The following is a 23,572-nucleotide window of genomic DNA, read 5'->3' as shown; positions in this document are numbered from 1 at the left end:
TTTTTGTGAAATATTGTTTTATTTCAATTGTTTGATTTTTTTGTGCGATTTTTCGTTAAGTTAGGTGACAGGGTTTTATCATGATTGTTTCATATATATAGCTGCCCCGGGATATATATTTGTGTTAATTCAACATCTATCATCCTCCGAGTTGCCTGCCTTTAATAAAGCGACATCTCAGACAGAACTTAATCCTGTGCTTTAGCACAGAAATTATGCTGAAATACAATACCGGGAAATTAATATGACATATTCATCGTCAACGGACGACTTACTGAATCGTGCAGCGAATATTAACGCCAGCGAAAATAACGTTATCATCAAAGTTGAGCCGTTAACGCAATTAACTATCCAGTCGCCACCGCATGGTCAGATTGGGATAAAAGCAGGCGCAGACATCGCTTCTATCAAAAGCCTGAAGTTTATTCGTCATGGTAATGATCTGGAAATTTTTACCGATCACGGTGAGCATCCCGTGGTGTTGATTGAAGGTTACTATGCGCAGGAGACACCGCCGGAAATCTACGGTATTGACGATCAGGGGCATCGCTATAGCTGGTTATCAAACGGTGATGCTTCGCTGGTCAGCGCGCTGACAGAGGGCGAAAGCAGTACCCGGCAAGCGATGCCAGCACAGGAAGGTGATAGCAGCCTTTCAGCCCAGACAGCAGAGGGTGAAGCAGCGGCCGATCAGCAGGATGATAACGACGATAAAGGCGCCGCGGGTTTATTCGGCATGTCCGGCGGCTGGGCGGCGGTGGCGGCCGGTCTCGCTACTGCAGCGATTGCTGGAGGGGTGATGGCAGCTGCGCATCATGGTGGCGGATCGGGCAATCCTTCAGGCAACGACAGCAGCGCTCACCAGCCAAATCCTGCCTATGACATTGCAATCTGCGATAAAGACGGAAATCGCATTGCCGGAAATACCACTAACATCGCGACCCCGGCCATTCAGGGTAAAGCGGAACCCGGCATGACCGTCACCATTAAAGACGGTGACAATGTTATTGGTTCTGCCGTAGTGGATGAGAATGGTGACTGGCAAATCACCCCGGATGTCCCGCTGGCAGAAGGCGGCAGCAATTTGCAGGTGGATGTCACCAATCCCGAGGGGAACAGCACCACATCGGATATGGTGGTCAACGTGGATACCACGCCACCACCAGGCACGCTGTCTGATCTGCAGTTGATCAATGACAATGATCCGGGAAATCCATCAGTGATTACTAATGGCATCACTAACGACGCCACGCCGACGATTACCGGTACTGTCGCGGGTGCAGAGGCGGGTGATCGTGTGGTCATTAAGGATGGCGGTACGGTACTGGGCTATGCGGACATTGATGCCAATGGTTACTGGACCTATACGCCAGATCATGACCTGGGTGAGGGCCAGCATCAACTTTCTGCTGAATTGCAGGATGCAGTGGGTAACAGTGGCGCATCACAACAAGTTGATCTGCAGGTTGATACCACTCCCCCGGACGCGGCGCACAATATCACGGTGGACGACAGGGACGGCAACGCCAATAGCGGCACGGATACCAATGACAGCACCCCAGCGGTTCACGGTCAGGCTGAACCGGGTAGCACCGTGACCATCAAAGATGGCGATACGGTGATTGGCTCTGCGGTGGTGGATGGCAACGGCGACTGGCAGATCACCCCGGATGCGCCGCTGGGCGAGGGCGGAAATGAGTTGGTGGTGGAGGTAACAGACCCTGCTGGTAACAGCACGGATTCCAGTCTGACCATCACTGTCGATACCACGCCCCCGGACAGCGTCAGCACCATCCACATCACCAATGATGCCAATGAGACGATTGATGGCTCAAAGCCGACTAACGACAGCACTCCGCATATCAGCGGCCACGTAGACGGTGCGCAGGCGGGGGATAAAGTGATCATCCGGGACGACGGTAAGATTCTGGGTGAAGTTGCAATAGACGAAAACGGCGACTGGCAGTTTACCCCGCAGCCTGCGTTGGGCGATGGTGGCCACAAAATCACCGCCACTGTCGCCGACTCCGCGGGGAACTTAGGCTCAACTACCGGCCCGGTGGAATACACCCAGGACACCATTCCGCCAGCGCCAGCGACCGATATCGTGGTTACCAATGACCAGACTCACGAGGTCATTCTTGCTAATGGGGTGACCAACGATAAATCACCGACGCTCAGCGGCAATGCGGAAGCCAATTGCACGGTAAACATCCTCGATAAGGATGGCAAGGTGTTGATATCTGTGAAAGCAGATGATCAGGGGGCATGGCGCACCGAGGTGCCTGATCTGGCTGATGGCCGCTATGATCACATGCAGGTTCATGTGGTGGATGCGGCAGGCAATCATAGCGAAACAGCTGTCCCGGTGTTCGTTGTGGACACCATCAACAACAGCAGCACCACCATCGTCACTGATTCAGAGAAAACCGATGCAACGCCAACGTTCAGCGGGCAGGTCACCCTCAAGGATGATGACACGTACGATACAGTGACGGTCACCATTAAGGATGATAAGGGCCAGATTATTGCCAGTGACGTTAAAGTGAATCCTGATGGGAGCTGGAACTATACACCTGATAAGGATCATCCGCTCGATACTGGGCCGCATCATATCAGCGCGGTGGTGGTGGATCAGGCAACTAACGAATCGGAAGCGGGTTATCTCAATGGCAGCTCGGACGGCAGCTGGACAGTATTGCCATCGGAGCCGGTGGTTCTGTTTACTGAGGAGAGAGAGGGAAGCGGGGACAACTTTGGCTATGCGATTACCACTAGCGAAGATTTCCTTTATATCACTGCACCGAGAGGCGGGCTGACCTCAGCTAACGCCGCAAATAATCAAGGGATAATTTACGCCGTCGCAAAACAGTATGCCTGGATGATTACCGAAAGTACCAGCATGGAAGCGCTGTTTAAAGACCATCAAGAAATTGGCACCATTATTACCAACCACAGTGCCGTTCATACACCCAGCGGAGATGCCGGTGACCTTATGGGCTATGGCATCAAGGCACTGGATGGTGGCTGGGTGGCGATTTATGGCCACTGGAATGACAAAGTGTTCTTCGTAAAAGAACCGCTGCCGAATAATTTCGATCTCAACGATATCTCAAGTGCTGAAGGTGGTCATAGCGCTTATGGTTTTATGATGACCGATAATAACTGGGGGAGATATTTTGGCTTCAACGTGGGATCTGTCGCCAACACGAATGGTACGCTGACGTTTATGATCGGTGATATCGCCGGTCCGCGGACCGAGCAGGGGGTGATTACCACCGTCACCTTCGATCCTGAACACAGTAAATGGGGCAATATCACGCTGCAACCCGACCCGAAAAATGCAACCGCACATGCCTCGTGGGTGCCGATTACCACACCGGATGGCATGGTGGTGGGTAATATCGATTATGAAGATTACACCAACGCAGCAGGTTCGACTCAGAATTATAACTTCGGCTCCGATATTCAGATGCTGGGGGATATTTTGGGTGATCATCATCAGTACCTTGCCATTCAGGATGCGGAGGCCATGGTGAAGGCTGGTACCGGGCAAGGCACCTGGTATCTGTACCAAATCCCAGAAGGGGGGTTACCTGCAAGCTTCAAAATCTCTGATGTGGATCCGAGTCAGTTGATCCGCATCCATAACATCGGTGCGGGTAAGTTAAATGAAATCAACGCACACCCGATTGCCGATGGCGGTGGGGCTGAACAAATACCGCACAACCATAATATTGCCAATCTTGGCAGCTTCAGCAATGGCACCGATACGGACATGGCGATTGGTTCCAGTACCGATAATTTTGGTCAAACCAATGGCAAGGTATGGGTATTGCACACCAACAAGATCCATGGCGATATCAATATTGGGGTCAACGGGATTGTCCAGGATTTCGATACCCAATATGGTTACGGCATCATCAGTACCAATCATCCCGGCAGCCAGCAGGGTTTTGGTCTCAACGTGATAGGCGGTTATGACTTCAATGGTGATGGTGTCAACGATCTGGTGATCAGCGACCCGCTGGCCGTCAATAACAACAAAGTTGTCGGTGCGGTTTATATCGTCTACGGCGGCCATGAGGCGGACTATCAGGAGGCGCTGAAAGCCAACCATGGGCAGATCGATATTCAGACCATACTCGATAAAGGCTGGGGAGAAGTGCATTACGGCAGCGTTGAAAATCAGTACTTTGGCTGGTCGGTGGATGTCGTCGATATGAACAGGGATGGACAGCCGGATTTGATTGTGGGAGCACCCTCGCAGCTGGGTGTGTCGCTCACCAATAAAAATCCTGAAGTCCACAATGATCAATGGAATGGTCAGGTGTATGTGATTTATAACAGCCATGATGCACCGGTGGCGGACGATTCGACGCCAGCTGCCCGCGCGTTCAGTGTTGACGATTCCTCTCATCGCGATGACAACGGTATTGCGTTGCTGTTGGATGGCGATCATCAGAACGTCGATCTGGCAAACCTGGTGGATGCGCTGAAGGATATGCATCACATTGATATGTCCAACGGCAATAACACGTTGCAAGTGGATAACCAGACGCTGGATAAAGTGGAGGGCGAAAACCATGATGCCCTGTTCGTCACTGGCGAAAATGGCAACGTTGAGCTAAGTGGTGGGGCGGATCACTGGCAGGATAACGGCACCGTCACCATTGATGGCAAGGTTTATCATGATTACCACAGCAGCGGTCAATCTGAAGTGCTGATTGAAGACAGGATCCACGTCACCATCCTGTAATCGCAGCCTAAAACGCCCGGGGCCAGTGTGGTAACACGTCTGACCCCGGTTATTTATGGGGCAGAAAATTTAGCCCAGCGTTCCCGTCAAGCGACGATGAAAATCACTGCTACGGTTATCCAGTCCGACAAAGGTCACAGTAGCACCATGACGCTGATAGCGATATTCAATGGCGTCCAGTGCTGCGACGCTGGAAGCATCCCACACCTGCGCATGGGTCAAATCAATCGTCACTGATTTTGGATCGTGCGCGTAGTCAAAATGCTCAAACAGGTCGTTGCTGCTGGCAAAAAACAGCGGGCCACGCACGGTGTAATGTACCTGGTCACCTTCTTCACTCAGCTGACGTTCGGCGTGAATCACATGTGCAATGCGGCGTGCGAACAGCATCATGGCAAGGATCACCCCAACTAACACGCCCAGCGCCAGGTTACCGGTCGATACCGTCACGGCGACGGTCAGCGCCATGACCAGCGTTTCTGACCACGGCATGCGTTTGAGTGTCGTAGGTTGCAGGCTATGCCAGTTCACGGTTTTCACCGCCACCACCATCATAATCCCCGCCAGCACCACCATCGGGATTTGCGCCATGATACGACTCAGGCCGGTCACCAGCAGCAGCAGAACCAGACCGGCGGCCACGGTGGAGACGCGGGTACGGGCTTTACCCAGCTCCACGTTCACAATGGTCTGGCCGATCATGGCACAACCGGCAATCCCACCATAAAAACCGGCCAGGATATTGGCGATACCCAGCCCCCAGGACTCGCGACGTTTGCTGGATGGGGTATCGGTAATATCATCCACCAGTTTCGCTGTCAGCAGTGATTCCATCAGGCCAACAAAGGCAATGCTGAGCGCTGTCGGCCAGATGATTTGCAGCGTTTGCAGGTTAAGCGGCACCAGCAGCGTGGTGAACCCCGGTAATCCGGCCGTCATCGGGCCTTCATCACCCACATCAGGTACGCGATAACCCAGCAGCAGCGCAGCAGCGGTCACTACCACAATCGCCACCAACGGGGAGGGAACGCTTTTCAGCACTTTCGGCAGCAACAACACAATCGCCAGCGTAACGGCAAACAGCCCCCATACCAGGCCGGACTGGCCCCAGACATGGGGTACCTGCGCAAAGAAAATCAGAATCCCGAGCGCGTTGACGAAGCCAATCATCACTGAGCGCGGGATATAGCGCATCATGCGCGCCATGCCCGCGAAGCCAAACAGAATCTGAATCACGCCACCCATCACCACGGCTGGCAGGATATATTCTACGCCGTGCGCGTGGACCATTGGGCCTATCACCAGCGCCACCGATCCCGCGGCAGCGGTGACCATCGCCGGGCGGCCACCCAGCAGGGATAATGTCAGACACAGCACCACTGACGCCACAAGGCTGACTTTAGGATCGACACCCGCAATCACGGAAAAAGAGATGACTTCAGGAATCAGGGCCAGTGCCGTAATGATCCCGGCCAGGCATTCGCGAGTGAGAAGAGCAGGCGAGCGCAATACGCGGCTTACCGTGAGATCTTCGGTTAGATGGCTCATAAATTGTGCAGGCTCTTTTATTATGTTGCGCTTACCGAACGCGGTAAGGCAGTGACCAGATGAGAAACAGACAGGGAAAAGGATGTTACCGGTCAATGCAGTAGGATGCCAGACTAAATCTGTCGTCAGGCGGGGGGATTCCATCCATGGAATCGTAATTCAGACCGAGACATCATCCGGTGTTTTATGCACGACGATCTCCAGCAACTGGCGATAAATATCCAGTTGGGCCACATCATTTTCCTGCTCAAGCCGGGCAATCAGGGCATAAATGATCGCCTTATTGGTGACCGGCATTCCGGTTTGCAGAATTTCAGCAACGATTTGACCAAACACGGCCATTTGCTTATCTGCACTTTCACTCGCCAGATTGAAATAGTGCGCGATGGCCTGATCGCGGCTTATTACGGCGTTTTGCATGTGTAAAGTCCTGAATTCAGTCTGATAAGGGGTATCAGACCGGCGATGATAAAACTCTCACGCGGACAGGCGTGAAAGACCCAATGTCATCTCACTCAAAAAAAGACACCTCTGGAGGTGGAAATCCACAACACCTTCAGAGGCGGCACAACGTGCATTATTCGTTACAGGACTGTTAACCAGTCCCTGGGGAATAAACTTATACAATGACTATCAATCTGTACAAGGTAATTGTGAACATTTTGTGCTATTCTCTGACTTTCCGCCAGATAAATAGATAGTTACCTCGCAAAACCTATACAGCAAGGCTGTACAGCTTCACTGGATATGCCAGATTTCGCACAACAATGGTTGGCATGAATTGATGAGGGTTTCTGGCGTGTAAGTCGGTACTTTTCATTCGCAACCGGGTCTGCGTATAATAACGCTACTTTTTAGTTAGGCACCTAACCATTAGGTAACTATCTTTTGACTGACTATCCACAACCTTTCTCCCGTTTATTACATCTCACCGCGCATGCATGGCGGCTGGCGGTTGACCGTCGTCTGAAAGAAAGCGGGCTGAGTATGAGTAGCTGGATGGCCATCGCCACGGTGGCAACGGCCAATGAACCACCGACGCAAAAAGCGCTGGCGCAACTACTGGGCCTGGAAGAAGCCAGTGTGGTGCCACTGGTGGATCGGTTGGTGAAACAGCAACTCCTGGCGCGCGTCCAGCCCCAGGAGGATCGTCGCAAGCGCCTGCTGATGCTGACTGAGCAGGGTAACGTTGCTTTCGCCGAGGTCAAAACTCAGGCCGATACGCTACGCGCCCAGTTGCTGGCGGATATCGACCCGCAGGCGCTGGCGGTCACTGAGCACGTGTTGCAGCAATTGCTGACGCGGCTGGGGACGTTATAACGGTGGCGACGCGCAATCCCTATGCCCAGCGTGAATGGTTGCCACATGAGAAACCGATGCTGCCGGGGTCGCCTTCCACGCCACTGCATTCGCCAGCCAAACGTATCTTCGGCATCACGCTGCCTGAGCCGTGGTTTCTGGAAGTGAGATGAGCCCATTAATGCCGAAAGACGGAGCGATATTAGAAAAGGTATATTGTCTTCTGTTAGCGTAAGATTTTTTTTATTTTTTTGCATCATTCCCGTATTGATATGACTGCTGAATAGGTGATGATCGGATATCGTAAAGTGATAACGGTATGAAATATCTTTATGCTGGAGGTTGCGAGGTTTGGCATATGACCAGCATGGATTGTTGCGGCCTGACTTCAGGTTTTATGTATCAGGAATATCGATTAGACTTGAGCCGGGCTTGAAAAATGGAATTTCAGGAAAAGGAAGTCAGAAAAAATGATGGGCAATTCAATTCTTATCACCAAAATGCAGGCCGATAGCCTGCTTGCAGTGCGTCTTGAGAAGGCTCTGGTGGGTGTGAAAGACACTATGCTGGAACAAGCTAGCCGAATGCAGCTCGGAGCCACTCGCCTTGTGTATTATGCCTCATGCTTTACGGACAATTACTAGGACGTGTGCACTGGTCAGAAAAACGAAGATGTGCGCTTTATGGAGGCGTTAGTAAAGCTGGTGAAACAGCATGATGTCCTCTCCAGAATGCTTGAGATATACGTGAATCAGTTGTTGCATGGAATGATGGCTGACGATATAAGACGCATTCAGGCGCTACTGATGCGCAGAGGGGCCAATATCGCAACCGGTACGTTGACTAGCCAGGCGCTGTCGTATGCTGTTGTGCGGGCTGTCAGTGGCAGCTTTGGGGCCAGGGTTGAGTTGAATTCAAAACTGGCAAAATTAAGTGCCGCCGCTGTGACCATTGTGAACTACTACGGGTACGTCCAGGAAGCTGCTGATGCAGCCAACCGGCTAAAACAACGCAATTCTACCTATTATTACGCGTTGTATTCTGAAAAGCTGGAGATGCTCTATTTTATAGTTGAGCCGATTATCATCAAAAATGCCCACCTTCTTTCCTCTCCCTCGTCAGATGATGACATTGCTGACGCCATTATGCGGATAATCAGATGAGTAATTTCTTTAAGAGATGGCTGCGGAGCCAAGTGAGATACTTTGCCAGCACCCTGATTCCTGTTGTATTGATTATTGGGTTTGGGATGCTGGCAGTGACGTTCTGGCCGTCAATTGCCTGGGGTTCGACGGCGACTTTCGCGGTTATCGTCATCGCCATCACGTTCTGGCTTGTCTAATCGTCGCGGCGCTTAACCGTCTCGATAGTTGCTCCCTATTTCTTAGTCACATATACGGCGTCGCCATCATAGTTGAATGGGTAACGGGTGGCTGCGTACTCTTCAGGGAAACCCTTCAGTGGTATGCCCTCCACCAGCACTGCGACGTATTTTTCCAGGCCTGGGTCATGGTGTAATGTCACTGTGCTGGTAGCGTTTTTTCATCAGCTGGCCAACGATTTAAGCTCAGCGATCATCGTGACGCATTTGGCGGTGGCTGGAAAGGTTGATCATCATGTATCCACGCTATTTTGTGGTGGATATCCCGGTTTAATCACAGACTTATCTGATATTCCGTGAGTACATTCTGATAATAAAGTGATTTATGCTTTTTTCTCTTGTTTTTGCACCATGCGGCATTACTCTCAGCGCGCCAGAGGGCGAAGGGTTTGCTCATAACAGGGGAAAAAAGGGAAATGATGATAAAAACATGGGGCGTGGCTTTGGTGGTCACGGCGACGTTGTTAACCGGTTGTGTCTCTCGTACCGCGCCGATCGCGGCGATCAATCAAACGCTGAGCCAGCGCTACAGCGACAACCAGATGAAAAACACCATTATTGAAGCGGGTCTCAGCCGTCAGTGGGTGATGACGTCGGCAGGGCCGGGGGTGATCAATGGCCGCCTGACACAACGTGGCCACACCGCAGAAATCCGGGTGACCTACAGCGCGCAAACCTACAGTATTCAATACGTTGGCAGCCAGAACCTGTTAGCGGCTAAGGGTCAGATCCATCGTAATTACAATCGCTGGGTACATAACCTTGATCAGGACATCCAGCTGCGTCTGGCGGCACTGGCGACGCGATAAGCGCGTCTGTGTGCAGGTCTGCCACCAGGTTATAGAATTAGTCAGTTGCCCGCCTTCTTTAATCGGCAGACATCCGTCACCGCGGATGACCGGAATCAGGCAGGGAAGGGATGCCGCACCAGCAAAATCTGACCTTCCCTCTGGCTTATAAAAAGAATGCAGGTATGAAACTCGCTTACACACTCATCGACTGGCACGCTTTGGCACCTGGCCTTGATACCCTCAGCGCCTGGCAGCATTGGGCTGGCCAGGCTCCGCACATTGATGCCACCCTACCGATGGCGAAACCCCAATTTTTGCCGATGATGACAGCGCGCCGTCTGAGCAGCGGCAGCCGTGCAGCGGTGGAGTGCGGCCTGGCATTGCTGGCGCGTCAGCAGGTGGATGCGGTGGTGTTTACCAGCCGTCACGGTGAACTGGAACGCAACCTGCGCATACTTGAAGCCCTGGCACAGCAGCAGGCGCTTTCCCCCACCGATTTCGCCATGTCTGTCCATAACTCTGCCGTCGGTAGCCTGACCATTGCAGCACGTCAGCCTCTGGTATCCACCTCGCTGGCGGCGGGGATGGATAGTTTCCAGCAGGGGTTGCTGGAAGTGGCGGCACTGCATCAGGCCGGTTATCAGCAGGTGATGCTGGTGGATTTCGACGGCCTCGTACCGGAATATTATCGCCCCTGGCTGGCAGAGATGCCGTTCAATGCCCCTTATGCGGTGGCGCTGTTATTGCGTCGTGGTGACGACTGGCGTTGTCGGGCACGGCCACAACGACCAAGCCATCCTGCATCATTGCCGCAAAGTTTACTGTTTCTGCATGGCCTGCTCGGACAGCAGTACGCCTTTTATGTTCCAGGAGAACGGCATGAATGGTTGTGGGAGCGTGCGCATGATTAAGCGCAGTGGCGGCGGCTGGAATTATTACTGGCGGCTGCTGATGACGGCCGTCAGCTTTACTTTGTTCAGCGTGGGCGGGCTGTTGCTGTCGCTGGTCTGGTTCAACCTGTTGCTGCTGGTGCAGCGTGATGCAGCACGTCGCCGTCAGATCGCCCGGCGCAGCATCGCCTGCAGTTTCCGTTGTTTTTTGCGCTTTTGCCGCTGGGTTGGCGTCTATGACTATCACATCGACGGGGCTGAGCTGCTGCAACAGGATCGAGGCTGCCTGATTGTTGCCAACCATCCTTCGCTTATCGATTACGTGATGATTGCCTCGGTGTTACCCGAGATGGATTGCCTGGTGAAAGCCGAGCTGCAACATAACTTCTTTTTGCGTGGCGTGATTCGTGCTGCGGATTATCTGATCAACAGCGAGGCCGCCACGCTGCTGCCCGAGAGCCAGCAGCGTCTGGCACGTGGCGATACCATTCTGATTTTTCCCGAAGGCACCCGTACTCGTTACGGCGAGCCACTAAAATTACAACGGGGCGCGGCCAATATCGCCGTGCGTGCCGGATGCGATCTGCGCGTGGTTCATATCAGCTGCACCCAACGTATGCTGGATAAGCAGAGCCGCTGGTATCAGATTCCACCGGTTAAACCGCGATTTACTGTACGCGTACAATCACGCATTGCCAGCCAGCGCTTTTATGAAGCGCATGAAGATGCGCAGCCACTGGCGGCACGTCACCTGACGCGTCACCTGCAACAGGCTCTGACCCCTGAAGAGACCAACTAAGCTATGCAAGCCACGATCAACGAAATTAAACACATGATTATCGACACGCTAAATCTGGAAGATATCAGTGTGGACGATATCGATACCGATGCACCGCTGTTTGGTGAGGGTCTGGGACTCGACTCCATCGACGCGCTGGAACTCGGCCTGGCGGTGAAAAATCGCTTTGGCGTGCAGTTATCCGCAGAAAGCGAACGACTGCGCGCGCATTTCTTTTCCGTGGCCACGCTGGCCGCGTTTATTGAACAACAGCAAGCCTGAGAGCGGTAAGCATGATGAATAAAGATGAGATTTACCAGGAAGTTGCAGCGCTGCTGACCTCGTTGTTTGAAATTGAACCTGACGACATCCGCCCGGATGCGCGTCTGTATGAAGATCTCGAACTCGACAGCATAGATGCCGTCGATATGGTGGTGCATCTGCAAAAGCGCAGCGGCCACAAATTCAGCCCGGAAATGTTCCGCTCGGTGCGTACCGTGCAGGATGTAGTGGATGCGGTGGCACAACTGACGCGCGAAGACTGAGGACGCAATGCACGCGGTGCTGCGTCTGCTAAACGGTATTACGTTGCTCGCCTGGCCGTTGCTGGTGTGGCTGGCGCTGACCTGGCCGCAATGGCGTCTGCTGTTGCTGCTACTGGCCTTGCTGTTTGTGCTGCGTGGCTGGAGTCTGCGTCATTCGCGCGGTGCGATGGCACGTATCGGGTTATGGATGGCGCTGATCGGCAGCGTGTTATGCCTCGCCAGCCTGTTGTTACGTGGGCAGCATCTGCTGCTGTGGTATCCGGTGGTGGTTAACGTGCTGCTGTTGCTGCTGTTTGCGTCATCGTTGTGGCGGGGGATGCCGCTGGTGGAACGCATTGCGCGCCTGCATGAACCGCAGCTCCCGGCGCGCGCGGTGCACTATACCCGACGGGTGACCCAGGTGTGGTGCGGCTTTTTTATTTTCAATGGCGGCGTGGCGCTGATGACCTGCCTGCTGGCGGATCTCCGGCTCTGGACGTTATGGAATGGTTGCATCAGCTATCTGCTGATGGGGGCGTTGATGGGGAGCGAATGGTTGCTGCGTCAGCGGATGAGGAAACAGGCATGAAAGCTCAGGCCATCGCGCATTGGCTGCACGCGGAAGATCGCGTCGTTGCCTGGCAAGGCGCGCAGCAACATCGGTTAGCCAGCATGCGGCGGCAGGTGATGGCGTTGTGTACACGGCTGCGGGCGCTGCCGGGGCTGCAGTGGGCGCTGTGCTTTGACAACAGTTACCACTTCACTGTGGCGCTGCTGGCGGTGTGGCATGCCGGGAAAACCCCGGTCATTCCTGGCCATTGTCGCGCGGCGCAACTGGAGGAGATGACGGGCTGTTTCGACGGGGTAATCAGCGATATGCCCTTGGCCCTGACGCTGCCGCATCTGCTTTGGGATGGTGCAGAGGCTGAAGCTGAACTGGCAGACATCGCCCCGGATGCCGCGCTGGTGCTGTTTACCTCCGGATCGACCGGCACCCCGCGTCGCGTGGTGAAATCAATCCGGGCTCTGGACACCGAAGCACAGTGGCTGGCGGCGCTCTGGGGAGAACGTCTGCGGTTGTGCCATGTGGTTGCCTCCGTCAGTCACCAGCATCTGTATGGCCTGACGTTTCGCGTGGTGCTGCCGATGGCGCTCGGTTTACCTTTTGCCGCGCAGCAACTTTTGTACAGTGAACAGCTGGCGGACCTTGCCCCGGCGCACCGCTATACCTTTATCAGCAGCCCGGCCTTTTTACGTCGGCTGGACCCGTCACTCAATTTGCCGCGCTGTGCGCTGATTATCTCTGCGGGCGGCGCATTAGCCTGGGCTGATGCCCGTCATACGCAACAGCGTTTGGGTTGCCCGGTGGATGAAATTTATGGCAGCACGGAAACCGGCGTCATTGCCTGGCGTCAGCTGGATGCGGAACAGGTGGCCTGGCAATGTTTTCCGCAGGTGCGCTTGCAGCCGCAGGATGACGTGCGCTGGCGTGTCTTTTCGCCATTGCTGGAGCTTGCGGATGGCTGGTTGCTGGACGATCACCTGATACAACTTGAATCCGGCCATTTTCAGCTGGCGGGGCGTCAGGATCGTGTGGTGAAGATTGAAGATAAACGCGTGTCGCTTAGTGAGATTGAACGCCGTTTGCTGGCTCTGCCGGAGATTGAGGATGCCGCCGCGTTGGTGATTCAGCGCCATGGACGCCAGACGATAGGCGTGGTGCTGGCGTTAGCGCAACTGCCTGATCCGGCCACGCTGGCGCAACGTAAACAACAATGGAAACAGGCGCTGCACCCCTGGCTGGAGTCGGTAGCCATGCCGCGTTACTGGCGGGTCGTCACAACCATTCCGGTTACTGCGCAAAGCAAGCGCGCCTGGCCGCAAATTGAGGAGCTTTTTCATGTTGCCGGTTGAACTTGATGCTCAACAGCAGGCTACTGCACTGACCCTGCGTCTGCATGTGGCTGCCGATTTGCTGTGGTTTCGTGGTCATTTTCCCTCCCTGCCGATTCTGCCTGGCGTAGCGCAACTCGATTGGGTGCTGTACTACGGTCTGACGCGCCTGGTGCCGGGTAAGGCGTTTGCGTCGATCGAGAACATAAAATTTCAGCAACCGGTGCTGCCGGACGCCGAGCTGGAACTGCATATCAACTGGCAGGCGGAGAAATCTGTGCTCAGCTTTCAATATCGGTTGTTATCCGATGACGCCATGCCGGTAGCCAGCAGTGGGAAGATCCGCCTGTGCTGAATGTGCCTTTTACCCCCTGCGTGCTAATCCCTTGTTATAACCACGGTGCGATGCTGGCGTCGGTGCTGCAACGCCTGGCACCGTTTAATTTGCCGATCATCATTGTTGATGACGGTAGCGATGCGCAGACCCGGCAGCAAATCGACGCACTCAGTGCCCCGCAGCTGCGTATTCACCGCTTAGCTGAGAACCAGGGGAAGGGGGCTGCGGTGATCGCCGGGATGCGCGTGGCAGCAGCGGCGGGTTACAGCCATGCGCTGCAACTGGATGCCGATGGCCAGCATCAGGTAGAAGATACGCCACGGATGCTGGACGAAGCGCGCCGCCATCCGCAGTGCCTGATTTCCGGGCAACCGCTTTACGATAACTCAATTCCCAAATCGCGCCTGTATGGCCGCTACATCACCCATGTCTGGGTGTGGATCGAGACCCTTTCCCTGTCGCTGAAAGACAGCATGTGTGGTTTCCGCGTTTATCCGCTGGAGCCGTCGCTGGCCCTGTGCAATCGCCAGCCGCTGGGGCAGCGGATGGATTTTGATACCGAAATCATGGTGCGTCTCTACTGGCAGGGTATCCCCAGTCGTTTCCTGACAACGCGCGTCACTTATCCGCCGAGCGGCGTCTCGCATTTTGATGCGCTGCGCGACAACCTGCGCATCTCATGGATGCACACCCGTCTGTTCTTCGGCATGTTGCCACGTAGCCCGCAGTTGCTGCGTCAGCGTGGTGAGGCGCGCCACTGGTCGTCAACGCCGGAACGCCGCGGACAATGGGGGCTGCGCTTTATGTTGTGGCTCTATCGCCACGCCGGACGGCTGCCATTTGTGCTGCTGCTATGGCCGGTGGTGGCGCTCTACTGGTTTAGCGGGCGACGGGCACGCGCGGCATCGCAGCAGTGGCTGGCACGGGTGCAGCACTGTGCACAGCAGCAAAATCAGGCATTGCCCGCGCCACTCAGTAGCTACCGTCATTTCCTGCGTTTTGGTTATAGCATGCTGGATAAGGTCGCGAGCTGGCGTGGTGACCTGCGCTGGGGACGCGATATCGATTTTGCTCCCGGTGCTGAAGCGGTGATCCGCGCGGCTGAAGGTCAGGGCCATCTGATCCTTGCTTCACACCTCGGTGATATCGAAGCCTGCCGTGCCATGGCGAAGCAGGTGAGTGGTCTGGTGATCAATGCCCTGGTGTTTACCGACAATGCCCAGCGTTTTCGAGCGGTACTGGAAAGCATTGCACCGCAGGCCGGTGTCAATCTGATGCCGGTGACGGATATCGGGCCAGACACCGCGATTCTGCTGCAACAGAAGCTGGACGCAGGGGAATGGGTGGCGATTGTCGGTGATCGTACTGCTGTGCATCGCCAGCGTGGCGGTGAACGACGCGTGATATGGAGCGACTTTCTCGGCCAGCCAGCCCCCTTTCCGCAGGGGCCGTTTTTACTGGCAGCAGCGTTACGTTGTCCGGTGCTGCTGATGTTTGCCTTGCGTGAACAGGGGCGATTGCGCGTGCACTGTGAGGCCTTTGCCTCCCCGTTAGTTCTGCCGCGTGCCACCCGCCAGCAGGCCCTGCAACAGACGGTGGATCGTTATGCCCGACGCTTGCAGCACTATGCGTTTCTGGCCCCGCTGGACTGGTTTAATTTTTACGATTTCTGGACGTTACCGGCTGAGGAGAACCGCGATGAGTGAGATCGAGCACCGCGCCGAGGTGGAGATAGTGGTTTCATTCAATGACTGTGACCCGATGGGCGTGGTATGGCACGGCCATTATTTCCGTTTTTTTGAGGCGGCACGTGAGGCACTGCTGCGCAGCGTGAATTATAGCTACAACGAAATGGCGGCCAGCGGCTATGTCTGGCCAGTGGTGGATGCACGGGTGAAATACCGTCTGCCAATACGCTGTGAAGAGATTCTCCGCGTCAGCGCCGCGATTACTGAATATGAGAACCGCCTGCGTATTGATTACATCATTCGTAACGCCGTGGGACAGGTGACCACCAAAGCGCACACTATTCAAGTGGCGGTGGACCAGACCACGCAGGAGATGTGTTTCGTCTCGCCTGCCATTCTGTTTGAACGCCTGGGAGTCCAGCCTTGAAACGTTTTTTTATGACTATGTTGCTGCTGCTGTGCAGTGCCAGCGTCAGTGCGGTGACGCTCGACCAGCTACAACAGCGCTTTGCCAGCCAGCCGGTGATCCGCGCCAACTTCGTTCAGGTGCGGACCATTGCCGGAATGGCGCAACCGCTGGTGTCACGCGGGCAATTGCTGATTGCGCAGCAGCAGGGGCTGTGGTGGCAGCAGAACACGCCTTTTCCCATGACGCTGCTGCTGGATGACCGGCGCATGGTGCAGAGCATCAGCGGCCAGCCGCCCCAGGTGATCACCGCCGACAGCAACCCGCAGATGTTCCAGTTTAACCATCTGCTGCGTGCGTTATTTCAGGCCGATGAGAAAGTGCTGCGGGAGAATTTCACCCTCGAATTTCAGGCACAGGGTAAGGATAACTGGCAGCTCGGTCTGATACCGAAAGCAGCGCCGCTGAATAAAATCTTTAACCGCATCGATTTGCAGGGGGGCGCGTTTCTTCAGCAAATCCGCCTCGATGACAAGCAGGGGGATAAGACAGAAATCACCCTGAGCGATACCCGTACCGAACCCGGCCATCTGACCGATGAGGAGCGCGCGCGTTTTGCTGTGGCACCGTGAAAAAAACCTCGCGCGGCTGTGGCTGGTGGTATGCCTGGCGCTGACGATGGCGCTGGCGCTGTTATTACCACGCAGCCAGATCAATAGCAGCGTGCTGGCGCTGTTACCGCAGCAGAATCTCGGCCAGGCCCCGGCAGAGATCCAGCAGGCGTTTATGCAGCGTCTTGATCGGCAACTGGTGTGGCTGGTTAGCACCGACGGTGAGGATGGTGAGGCCGCGGCAGCCTGGTGGCAGGCGCAGTTGCAGGCGCTGCCGATGCTGGCTCAGGTCAGTGGCGCGATGGACGATCAGCAGCTGCAACGCTGGGGCAGTTTCGCCTGGCAGCATCGTAATGGCTTGATCGACGAGGCCACGCGTGCGCGTCTGCAACATGGCGGCACCGCCCAGGCGGACTGGATTCTGGCACAACTGTTTTCCGCCTTTGCGGGTGTCAGCAGCCAGGAATTACAACATGATCCGCTGCTGCTGGTACGCGGGGCGCAGCTGGCCTTGCAGCAAAATGCCAGCAAAATGGTGTTGCGTAATGGCTGGCTGACGGTGAGTGACCCGCAGCAGCGCCGCTGGTACTTCCTGCATGGCGAACTGGCGAGCAATGCCTTCAGCATTCAGCAAAGCCATCAGCTGGTAACGGCGCTCCAGCAGCTGGAGCAGCAGCTGAAAACCCGCTGGCCAGATGCCCGGTTGCTGACGCGCGGCACGGTGTTATTTAGCAATGATGCCAGCCAGCGTGCACAACACGATGTGGAGACCCTCGGCAGCGTCACGCTGGGGGGATTGCTGCTGCTGATTTGTCTGGTGTTCCGCTCGCTGCGTCCGCTGGCATTGTGCGCGCTGTCGGTGGCGATTGGCGCGATGGCGGGCACGGTGGTGACCTTACTGTGCTTCGGTGAACTGCATCTGACGACGCTGGTGATGAGCCTGAGCATCGTCGGGATCTCGGCGGATTATACCCTTTATTATCTGACCGAACGCATGGTGCATGGCAACCAATCCACACCGTGGCAAAGTCTGGCTAAAGTGCGTGCCACGTTGCTGCTGGCGCTTGTCACCACCGCCATTGCCTGGCTGCTGATGTTAATGGCTCCGTTTCCCGGCCTGCGGCAGCTGGCGGTGTTTGCCGCCAGTGGCCTGAGCGCCTCCTGCCTGACGGTGATCTGCTTTTATCCGTGGCTGGTGCGTGGCCTGCCGGTGCGCCCGGTACCGGGTAGGGTGTGTCTGGCGCGTTGGCTGGCGGCGTGGCGACGCAATCGCGCATTGATGTGGGGACTGCCTGCGCTGGTGGCGATGTATGCGCTGACCGGCATTCTGCAACTGCGGGTGGACGATAATATTGCTCATCTGCAAAGCGCTCCGGCGCAGTTGCTGGCGCAGGATCGCCAGCTGGCGCAACTCACCGGCCAGCAGGCCGATCAAACCTGGTTTGTGGTGTGGGGCGATAATGCCCAGCAAACCCTGCAACGCCTCAGCGCGCTGTCACCCGCGCTGCAACAGGCGCAGCAACGCGGCGATATGTCCGGTTATCGTCTGCTGCCGCTCAACTCGCTGGCGCAGCAGCAACAGGATGTGGCGTTGTTGCACCAGGCGGCCCCGGCGATTGCAGCCCGCCTGCAACAGGCGGGCGTCACACCAGCGCAGGCCGATCTGCGTGCTATGCCGGTGACGCCGGAAAACTGGCTGGCAAGCCCGCTCAGCGAGGGCTGGCGTTTGCTCTGGCTGTCATTGCCGGATGGTCGTAGCAGTGTGCTGGTGCCGGTGTCAGGGGTACGCAACAGTGGCGCGCTCCAGCAACTGGCCATGCAGCAGAAGGGAGTCAGCTGGGTTGATCGCAAAGCCAGCTACGATCAGCTGTTTGCCTTCTGGCGCACCCTGCTGAGCGGTTTGCTGGCGCTGGCGCTGCTGCTGATTACCCTGAGCTACCTGATCCGCCTCGGGCTGAAAGCGGGTCTGCGCAGCGCACTACCGTCCTGGCTGTCGCTGGCGGCAGCGCTGGCGACACTCGGCTGGATCGGTGCCACGCTCAACCTTTTTGCCTTACTGGCGCTGATTCTGGTGCTTGGGATCGGTATCAATTACACGCTGTTTTTCAGCAATCCACGGGGTACGCCGCTGACCTCGATGCTAGCGGTGACGCTGGCGATGATGACCACGTTGCTGACGCTGGGCATGCTGGTATTCAGCAGCACAGCGGCGATCAGCAGCTTTGGTACGGTGTTGTGCAGCGGCATCTTCTGCGCATTTTTGCTGGCCCCGCTGGCCGCAGGGAAAAGAAAACCATGATCAAGAAAAGCCTGATTTTACTGCTGTTAAGCTTGCTGCTCGGCGGCTGTGCGCAGCAGATGGCACAACCCAACCGGCCAACCGCCTGGCTCAAACCGGGCGTCCGCGTCACCTTGCCTGCTCCGGGCATTTCTCCGGCGTTTCAGCAGCAACAGCTGCTAACCGGCCATAACCAGGGCAAAACACAATCGCTGCTGGTGTTGCTGGCGGCGGATGAGCATCACATCAGCCTCGCCGGATTGTCGTCGCTCGGCATTCGGTTGTTCAGCGTCACGTATGACGCCAGTGGCGTCCATACTCAACAGATGATGGCGTTGCCGGAGATGCCGCCAGCCAGCCAGGTACTGGCCGATATTATGCTCAGCCACTGGCCGATTAGCGCCTGGCAGCCGCAGTTACCCAGCGGCTGGCAGTTGCAGGATATCGGCGATCGGCGCGAGCTGCGCGACCCCTCCGGCACGGTGGTGACGCTGATTCATTATCAGCAACGTGGCGGACAACGTGACCCCATCAGCATCGAACAACGGGCTTTTGGTTATCAGATTCAGATTCAAACCCTGGACGCATCATGATTTATATCTCGGCTTACGGCATGGTCAACGCACTGGGCAACAGCCCTGCGCAGATCGCCGCGCAATTGCAGCAGGGCGAGGCCCCCGGGATGCAACCGCGCGACGGCTGGTTGCAGGCAGGTAAACGCTGCTGGCTGGGGGAGGTGCTGGGCGAGCTACCCGCCATGCCGCAGGCGCTGGCGGCGCACAATACCCGTAATAACCGGTTGCTACTGGCGGCACTGGCGCAAATTCGCCCGGCGCTGGAGGCCGCAATTGCGCAATATGGCCGCGATCGGGTGGCGGTGGTGCTCGGCACCAGCACCTCGGGAGTGGATGAAGGTGATCGCCAGGTCAGCGTGGGCTTAGCCGGTTATGACTACCGGATGCAGGAACTGGGCGATCCCTCGCGCTTCCTGGCCGATTTGTTGCAGCTGGATGGCCCGGCCTACACCCTTTCCACCGCCTGTTCTTCCAGCGCCCGGGCGATTATCAGCGGTGAACGCCTGATAGCCGCTGGTCTGGCGGATGTGGCGCTGGTGGGGGGGGCCGATTCGCTGAGCCGTATGCCTATTAATGGATTTGCCAGCCTTGAGTCGTTATCGGAACAGCAATGTGCGCCATTCAGCCGCGATCGTGATGGCATCTCGATTGGTGAAGCGGCAGCGCTGCTGTTGCTAACGCGGGAACCACAGCCACTGGCATTGCTGGGGGTGGGCGAATCATCGGATGCCTGGCATATGTCGGCCCCGCATCCGGAGGGCATCGGCGCCGAGCGTGCGATGATCATGGCTTTGCAGCAGGCGGGGCTATCTCCTGAACAGGTGGGGTATATCAACCTGCACGGCACCGCCACACCGCTTAACGATCAGGTCGAGGCGGCGGTGATTCATCGTCTGTTTGGCGAGCGCGTCCCCTGTAGTTCTACCAAGCATCTGACTGGCCATACGCTGGGTGCAGCCGGTGCCACTGAGGCCGCGCTGTCTTTGTTGTTGCTGGAACAGCCGCTGCTGCTGCCCGCGCAGGATTTTTCACAATCCGAACGCGATCCCACGTTGCCGGACTGCGGTCTGATTAGCGAGCCGACCCTGCTGGTGCGGCCGGTGATTGCTTCCAATTCTTTTGCTTTTGGCGGGAACAATACCTGCCTGATTACAGGACGAATCGATGGCTGATTTTTTGCCGCCAGAGGCGTATTTGCCGCATCGCGCACCAATGTTATTGCTGGATCGTGTCTTCAGCGTCACCGCCGATAGCGTGATTTGCCAGGTGACCATTGATCCCGAGGGAGTGCTGGCCCCGTTTCTTACCCCACAGGGTGAACTGCCTGCCTGGTTTGGTGTGGAGATCATGGCGCAGACGGTGGGGGTGTGGTCAGGATTTCATGCCCGCGAGCAAGGCGTGACGCAGATTCGCCCCGGCATGCTGCTGGGTGGACGCGGCTATCGCGCGGCGGCAGCCACCTTTCCGGCCGGTGCGAGCTTGCAGGTGGTGATGCATTTGCTGATGCGCGATGAGCGCCTTGGCAGTTTTGAAGGGGAAATCCGCCACGGAGACCTGTGCCTGGCCAGTGGGCGGCTGAATACCTGGCAACCGGATGATGACGAATTACAACGATTATTAGCACAAGGAGAACACCATGACGCGTAGCGTGTTAGTGACCGGGGCGAGTAAGGGAATTGGACGCGCCATTGCATTGCGCCTGGCGCAGGATGGTTTCCATGTGGTGGTGCATTATCACCGTGATGCCAGCGGTGCGATACACACTCTGGAACAGATTGTTGCAGCGGGGGGATCTGGCCGGACGTTGCAGTTTGACGTGGCGCAGCGGGAGATGACACGGGACGCGCTGGAGCAGGATATCGCCACGCATGGTGCTTACTATGGTGTGGTCAGCAATGCCGGAATCACGCGGGATGCGGCGTTCCCGGCACTGACTGATGAGGAGTGGGACAGTGTGATTCATACTAATCTCGACAGCTTCTATAACGTCATCCAGCCTTGTGTGATGCCGATGATTGGACTGCGCCAGGGGGGACGTATTATCACTCTATCGTCGGTCTCCGGCATCATGGGGAATCGCGGCCAGGTGAACTACAGCGCGGCAAAAGCAGGCATTATCGGTGCTACCAAAGCGCTGGCGATTGAGCTGGCGAAACGCAAAATTACCGTTAACTGCATTGCGCCGGGACTGATCGATACCGGTATGGCCGGGCTGGAACCACAGGTGATTGATGAAGCGCTGAAGCTAATCCCGATGAAACGCATGGGGGCAGCGGAAGAAGTGGCCGGGCTGGCAGGTTATCTGATGTCGGACATCGCCGGTTACGTCACGCGCCAGGTGATTTCAATCAATGGGGGGATGCTGTGATTCAGCGTGTGGTGGTAACCGGAATGGGTGGCGTCACCGCCTTTGGCGAGAGCTGGGCAGCCGTGGCTGCGCGCCTGAAGCAGGGCAAAAATGCGGTGCGTCACATGCCGGAATGGCAGGTTTACGCTGGTCTGCATACTCTGCTGGGTGCGCCGGTGGATGATTTTACCTTGCCTGAGCACTACACCCGCAAGCGGATCCGCGCCATGGGACGCGTATCGCTGCTGGCGACGCGGGCCTCCGAGCTGGCGCTGGAGCAGGCGGGACTGATTGGCAACCCGGTGCTGACCAATGGTGAAACCGGCATTGCCTATGGCTCCTCAACGGGGAGCACCGGGCCGGTCAGTGAATTTGCCACCATGCTGACGGAAAAACACACCAACAATATCACCGGCACCACCTATGTGCAGATGATGCCGCATACCACAGCGGTCAATGCCGGACTGTTTTTTGGTCTGCGCGGGCGGGTGATCCCCACCTCCAGCGCCTGTACTTCCGGCAGCCAGGCGATTGGTTATGCCTGGGAGGCGATTCGTCACGGTTATCAGACGGTGATGGTGGCGGGCGGGGCGGAAGAACTCTGTCCGTCGGAAGCGGCGGTTTTCGATACGCTGTTTGCCACCAGCCAGCGCAATGACGCGCCGCACACCACGCCTGCACCGTTCGATCAACAGCGTGATGGACTGGTGATTGGCGAAGGGGCGGGCACGCTGATTCTGGAATCGCTGCAACATGCGCAGGCGCGCGGCGCCACCATTTATGCCGAGCTGATGGGTTTTCATACCAACTGCGACGCGGCTCACATCACGCAACCGCAACAGGCAACCATGCAGATTTGCATTGAACGTGCCCTGCAAAGTGCCGGGCTGACGCCGGATCAGATTGGCTATATTAATGCGCACGGGACCGCTACCGATCGCGGCGATATTGCCGAAAGCCAGGCCACGGCAGCGGTGTTTGGTGCCAGCACACCGATCTCATCGCTGAAAAGTTATTTTGGTCATACGCTGGGAGCCTGCGGTGCGCTGGAAGCATGGATGAGTATTGAGATGATGCGTGAAGGCTGGTTTGTTCCGACTCTCAACCTGACACAGCCCGCCGCGGAGTGTGGTGCGCTGGATTACATCATGGATGACGTGCGCCATATTGAGACGGAGTATGTCCAGTCGAACAATTTTGCCTTTGGCGGCATTAACACCTCGCTGGTGTTTCGCCGCTGGCAGGGCACATAGCGGAAACCCCGCGCAATAAATTGCGCTGCTACGAATCGCACACTACCGTAGCGGCACGATTTATCGTGCAATGATGTGCACCATGCTGAGAACCCCCGCGGAAATCCTCCCTTACCTCTGGAATTTGTAAAGAAATGCCAGGAATTTTCTTGCATTCAGCGCCGCTGTCCGCATAATCGCAAACCGCAATAATAATGATTATCAGTTGATTTTG

General features: G+C 56.3%; 23 protein-coding genes and 1 pseudogene. 22 read left to right on the top strand and 2 right to left on the bottom strand.

What is annotated here, in order from left to right; all coding sequences use genetic code 11:
• The first annotated feature begins 244 nt into the window (after positions 1-244).
• Positions 245-4,759, top strand: coding sequence for an Ig-like domain-containing protein (locus tag PW844_RS01365; RefSeq protein WP_299445910.1), 4,515 nt, complete (start codon positions 245-247; stop codon positions 4,757-4,759).
• A 69-nt stretch (positions 4,760-4,828) separates the two neighbouring features.
• Here the strand turns inward: PW844_RS01365 and PW844_RS01360 are convergent, their stop codons facing one another.
• Together PW844_RS01360 and PW844_RS01355 are read right to left on the bottom strand one after the other, a co-directional pair.
• Complete coding sequence (locus tag PW844_RS01360; protein WP_299445907.1) at positions 4,829-6,307, bottom strand: SulP family inorganic anion transporter; 1,479 nt, start codon at positions 6,305-6,307, stop codon at positions 4,829-4,831.
• A gap of 159 nt (positions 6,308-6,466) precedes the next feature.
• The gene (locus tag PW844_RS01355; RefSeq protein ID WP_299445904.1) at positions 6,467-6,727 is read right to left on the bottom strand and encodes a biofilm/acid-resistance regulator YmgB/AriR; all 261 of its coding nucleotides are present in this window, start codon (positions 6,725-6,727) and stop codon (positions 6,467-6,469) included.
• 468 nt (positions 6,728-7,195) lie between these two features.
• On the opposite strand from PW844_RS01355, the gene PW844_RS01350 reads away from it, so the two are divergent.
• The 21 genes and pseudogenes from PW844_RS01350 (at position 7,196) to PW844_RS01250 (ending at position 23,358) form a co-directional block, all read left to right on the top strand.
• On the top strand, positions 7,196-7,627 hold the full coding sequence (locus PW844_RS01350) for a MarR family transcriptional regulator (protein ID WP_299445901.1): 432 nt from the start codon (positions 7,196-7,198) through the stop codon (positions 7,625-7,627).
• Between the two features lie 2 nt (positions 7,628-7,629).
• Positions 7,630-7,743 (top strand): annotated as a pseudogene (locus PW844_RS01345) (hypothetical protein); the annotation flags it as partial.
• Positions 7,744-8,289: 546 nt separating this feature from the next.
• The gene (locus tag PW844_RS01340; protein WP_299445898.1) at positions 8,290-8,769 is read left to right on the top strand and encodes a hypothetical protein; all 480 of its coding nucleotides are present in this window, start codon (positions 8,290-8,292) and stop codon (positions 8,767-8,769) included.
• 32 nt (positions 8,770-8,801) lie between these two features.
• Positions 8,802-8,948, top strand: coding sequence for a hypothetical protein (locus PW844_RS01335; protein WP_299445895.1), 147 nt, complete (start codon positions 8,802-8,804; stop codon positions 8,946-8,948).
• A 455-nt stretch (positions 8,949-9,403) separates the two neighbouring features.
• Positions 9,404-9,796: a hypothetical protein gene (locus tag PW844_RS01330; RefSeq protein WP_299445892.1), complete on the top strand. Its 393-nt coding sequence runs from the start codon at positions 9,404-9,406 to the stop codon at positions 9,794-9,796.
• Between the two features lie 164 nt (positions 9,797-9,960).
• A complete protein-coding gene (locus PW844_RS01325) occupies positions 9,961-10,689 on the top strand; it encodes a beta-ketoacyl synthase chain length factor (RefSeq protein WP_299445889.1) in 729 nt (242 codons plus the stop codon).
• On the top strand, positions 10,682-11,467 hold the full coding sequence (locus tag PW844_RS01320; RefSeq protein WP_299445886.1) for a 1-acyl-sn-glycerol-3-phosphate acyltransferase: 786 nt from the start codon (positions 10,682-10,684) through the stop codon (positions 11,465-11,467). Before PW844_RS01325 ends, PW844_RS01320 begins: the two co-directional genes overlap by 8 nt.
• Positions 11,468-11,470: 3 nt before the next feature.
• Positions 11,471-11,728, top strand: coding sequence for a phosphopantetheine-binding protein (locus PW844_RS01315; protein WP_299445883.1), 258 nt, complete (start codon positions 11,471-11,473; stop codon positions 11,726-11,728).
• Between the two features lie 11 nt (positions 11,729-11,739).
• Complete coding sequence (locus tag PW844_RS01310; protein WP_299445880.1) at positions 11,740-11,991, top strand: acyl carrier protein; 252 nt, start codon at positions 11,740-11,742, stop codon at positions 11,989-11,991.
• A gap of 7 nt (positions 11,992-11,998) precedes the next feature.
• A complete protein-coding gene (locus PW844_RS01305) occupies positions 11,999-12,559 on the top strand; it encodes a hypothetical protein (RefSeq protein ID WP_299445877.1) in 561 nt (186 codons plus the stop codon).
• The gene (locus PW844_RS01300; protein WP_299445874.1) at positions 12,556-13,884 is read left to right on the top strand and encodes an AMP-binding protein; all 1,329 of its coding nucleotides are present in this window, start codon (positions 12,556-12,558) and stop codon (positions 13,882-13,884) included. Before PW844_RS01305 ends, PW844_RS01300 begins: the two co-directional genes overlap by 4 nt.
• Positions 13,871-14,218 (top strand): hydroxymyristoyl-ACP dehydratase, encoded by a 348-nt coding sequence (locus PW844_RS01295; RefSeq protein WP_299445871.1) that lies wholly within the window; start codon positions 13,871-13,873, stop codon positions 14,216-14,218. Before PW844_RS01300 ends, PW844_RS01295 begins: the two co-directional genes overlap by 14 nt.
• Positions 14,212-15,906: a glycosyltransferase gene (locus tag PW844_RS01290; protein ID WP_299445868.1), complete on the top strand. Its 1,695-nt coding sequence runs from the start codon at positions 14,212-14,214 to the stop codon at positions 15,904-15,906. Before PW844_RS01295 ends, PW844_RS01290 begins: the two co-directional genes overlap by 7 nt.
• Positions 15,899-16,315 carry a thioesterase family protein gene (locus PW844_RS01285; protein WP_299445865.1) on the top strand — a complete coding sequence of 139 codons (417 nt, stop codon included), beginning with the start codon at positions 15,899-15,901 and terminating at the stop codon, positions 16,313-16,315. The genes PW844_RS01290 and PW844_RS01285 overlap by 8 nt, the downstream gene beginning before the upstream one ends.
• Positions 16,316-16,326: 11 nt before the next feature.
• Positions 16,327-16,926: an outer membrane lipoprotein carrier protein LolA gene (locus PW844_RS01280; RefSeq protein WP_299446767.1), complete on the top strand. Its 600-nt coding sequence runs from the start codon at positions 16,327-16,329 to the stop codon at positions 16,924-16,926.
• Positions 16,892-19,204 carry an MMPL family transporter gene (locus tag PW844_RS01275; protein ID WP_299445862.1) on the top strand — a complete coding sequence of 771 codons (2,313 nt, stop codon included), beginning with the start codon at positions 16,892-16,894 and terminating at the stop codon, positions 19,202-19,204. Before PW844_RS01280 ends, PW844_RS01275 begins: the two co-directional genes overlap by 35 nt.
• Positions 19,201-19,776, top strand: coding sequence for a DUF3261 domain-containing protein (locus tag PW844_RS01270; RefSeq protein ID WP_299445860.1), 576 nt, complete (start codon positions 19,201-19,203; stop codon positions 19,774-19,776). Before PW844_RS01275 ends, PW844_RS01270 begins: the two co-directional genes overlap by 4 nt.
• Entirely contained in the window at positions 19,773-20,930 is a 1,158-nt protein-coding gene (locus tag PW844_RS01265; RefSeq protein ID WP_299445857.1) for a beta-ketoacyl-[acyl-carrier-protein] synthase family protein, read from the top strand. The genes PW844_RS01270 and PW844_RS01265 overlap by 4 nt, the downstream gene beginning before the upstream one ends.
• Positions 20,923-21,405 (top strand): 3-hydroxy-fatty acyl-ACP dehydratase, encoded by a 483-nt coding sequence (locus PW844_RS01260; protein WP_299445854.1) that lies wholly within the window; start codon positions 20,923-20,925, stop codon positions 21,403-21,405. Before PW844_RS01265 ends, PW844_RS01260 begins: the two co-directional genes overlap by 8 nt.
• The gene (locus PW844_RS01255) at positions 21,395-22,126 is read left to right on the top strand and encodes a 3-ketoacyl-ACP reductase FabG2 (protein ID WP_299445851.1); all 732 of its coding nucleotides are present in this window, start codon (positions 21,395-21,397) and stop codon (positions 22,124-22,126) included. Before PW844_RS01260 ends, PW844_RS01255 begins: the two co-directional genes overlap by 11 nt.
• The gene (locus PW844_RS01250) at positions 22,123-23,358 is read left to right on the top strand and encodes a beta-ketoacyl-ACP synthase (protein ID WP_299445848.1); all 1,236 of its coding nucleotides are present in this window, start codon (positions 22,123-22,125) and stop codon (positions 23,356-23,358) included. The genes PW844_RS01255 and PW844_RS01250 overlap by 4 nt, the downstream gene beginning before the upstream one ends.
• Positions 23,359-23,572: the final 214 nt, after the last annotated feature.

Source organism: Pantoea sp. (assembly GCF_028283705.1).
Classification (GTDB): Bacteria; Pseudomonadota; Gammaproteobacteria; order Enterobacterales; family Enterobacteriaceae; genus Pantoea.
This window is presented reverse-complemented; position numbering and strand designations above follow the sequence as displayed.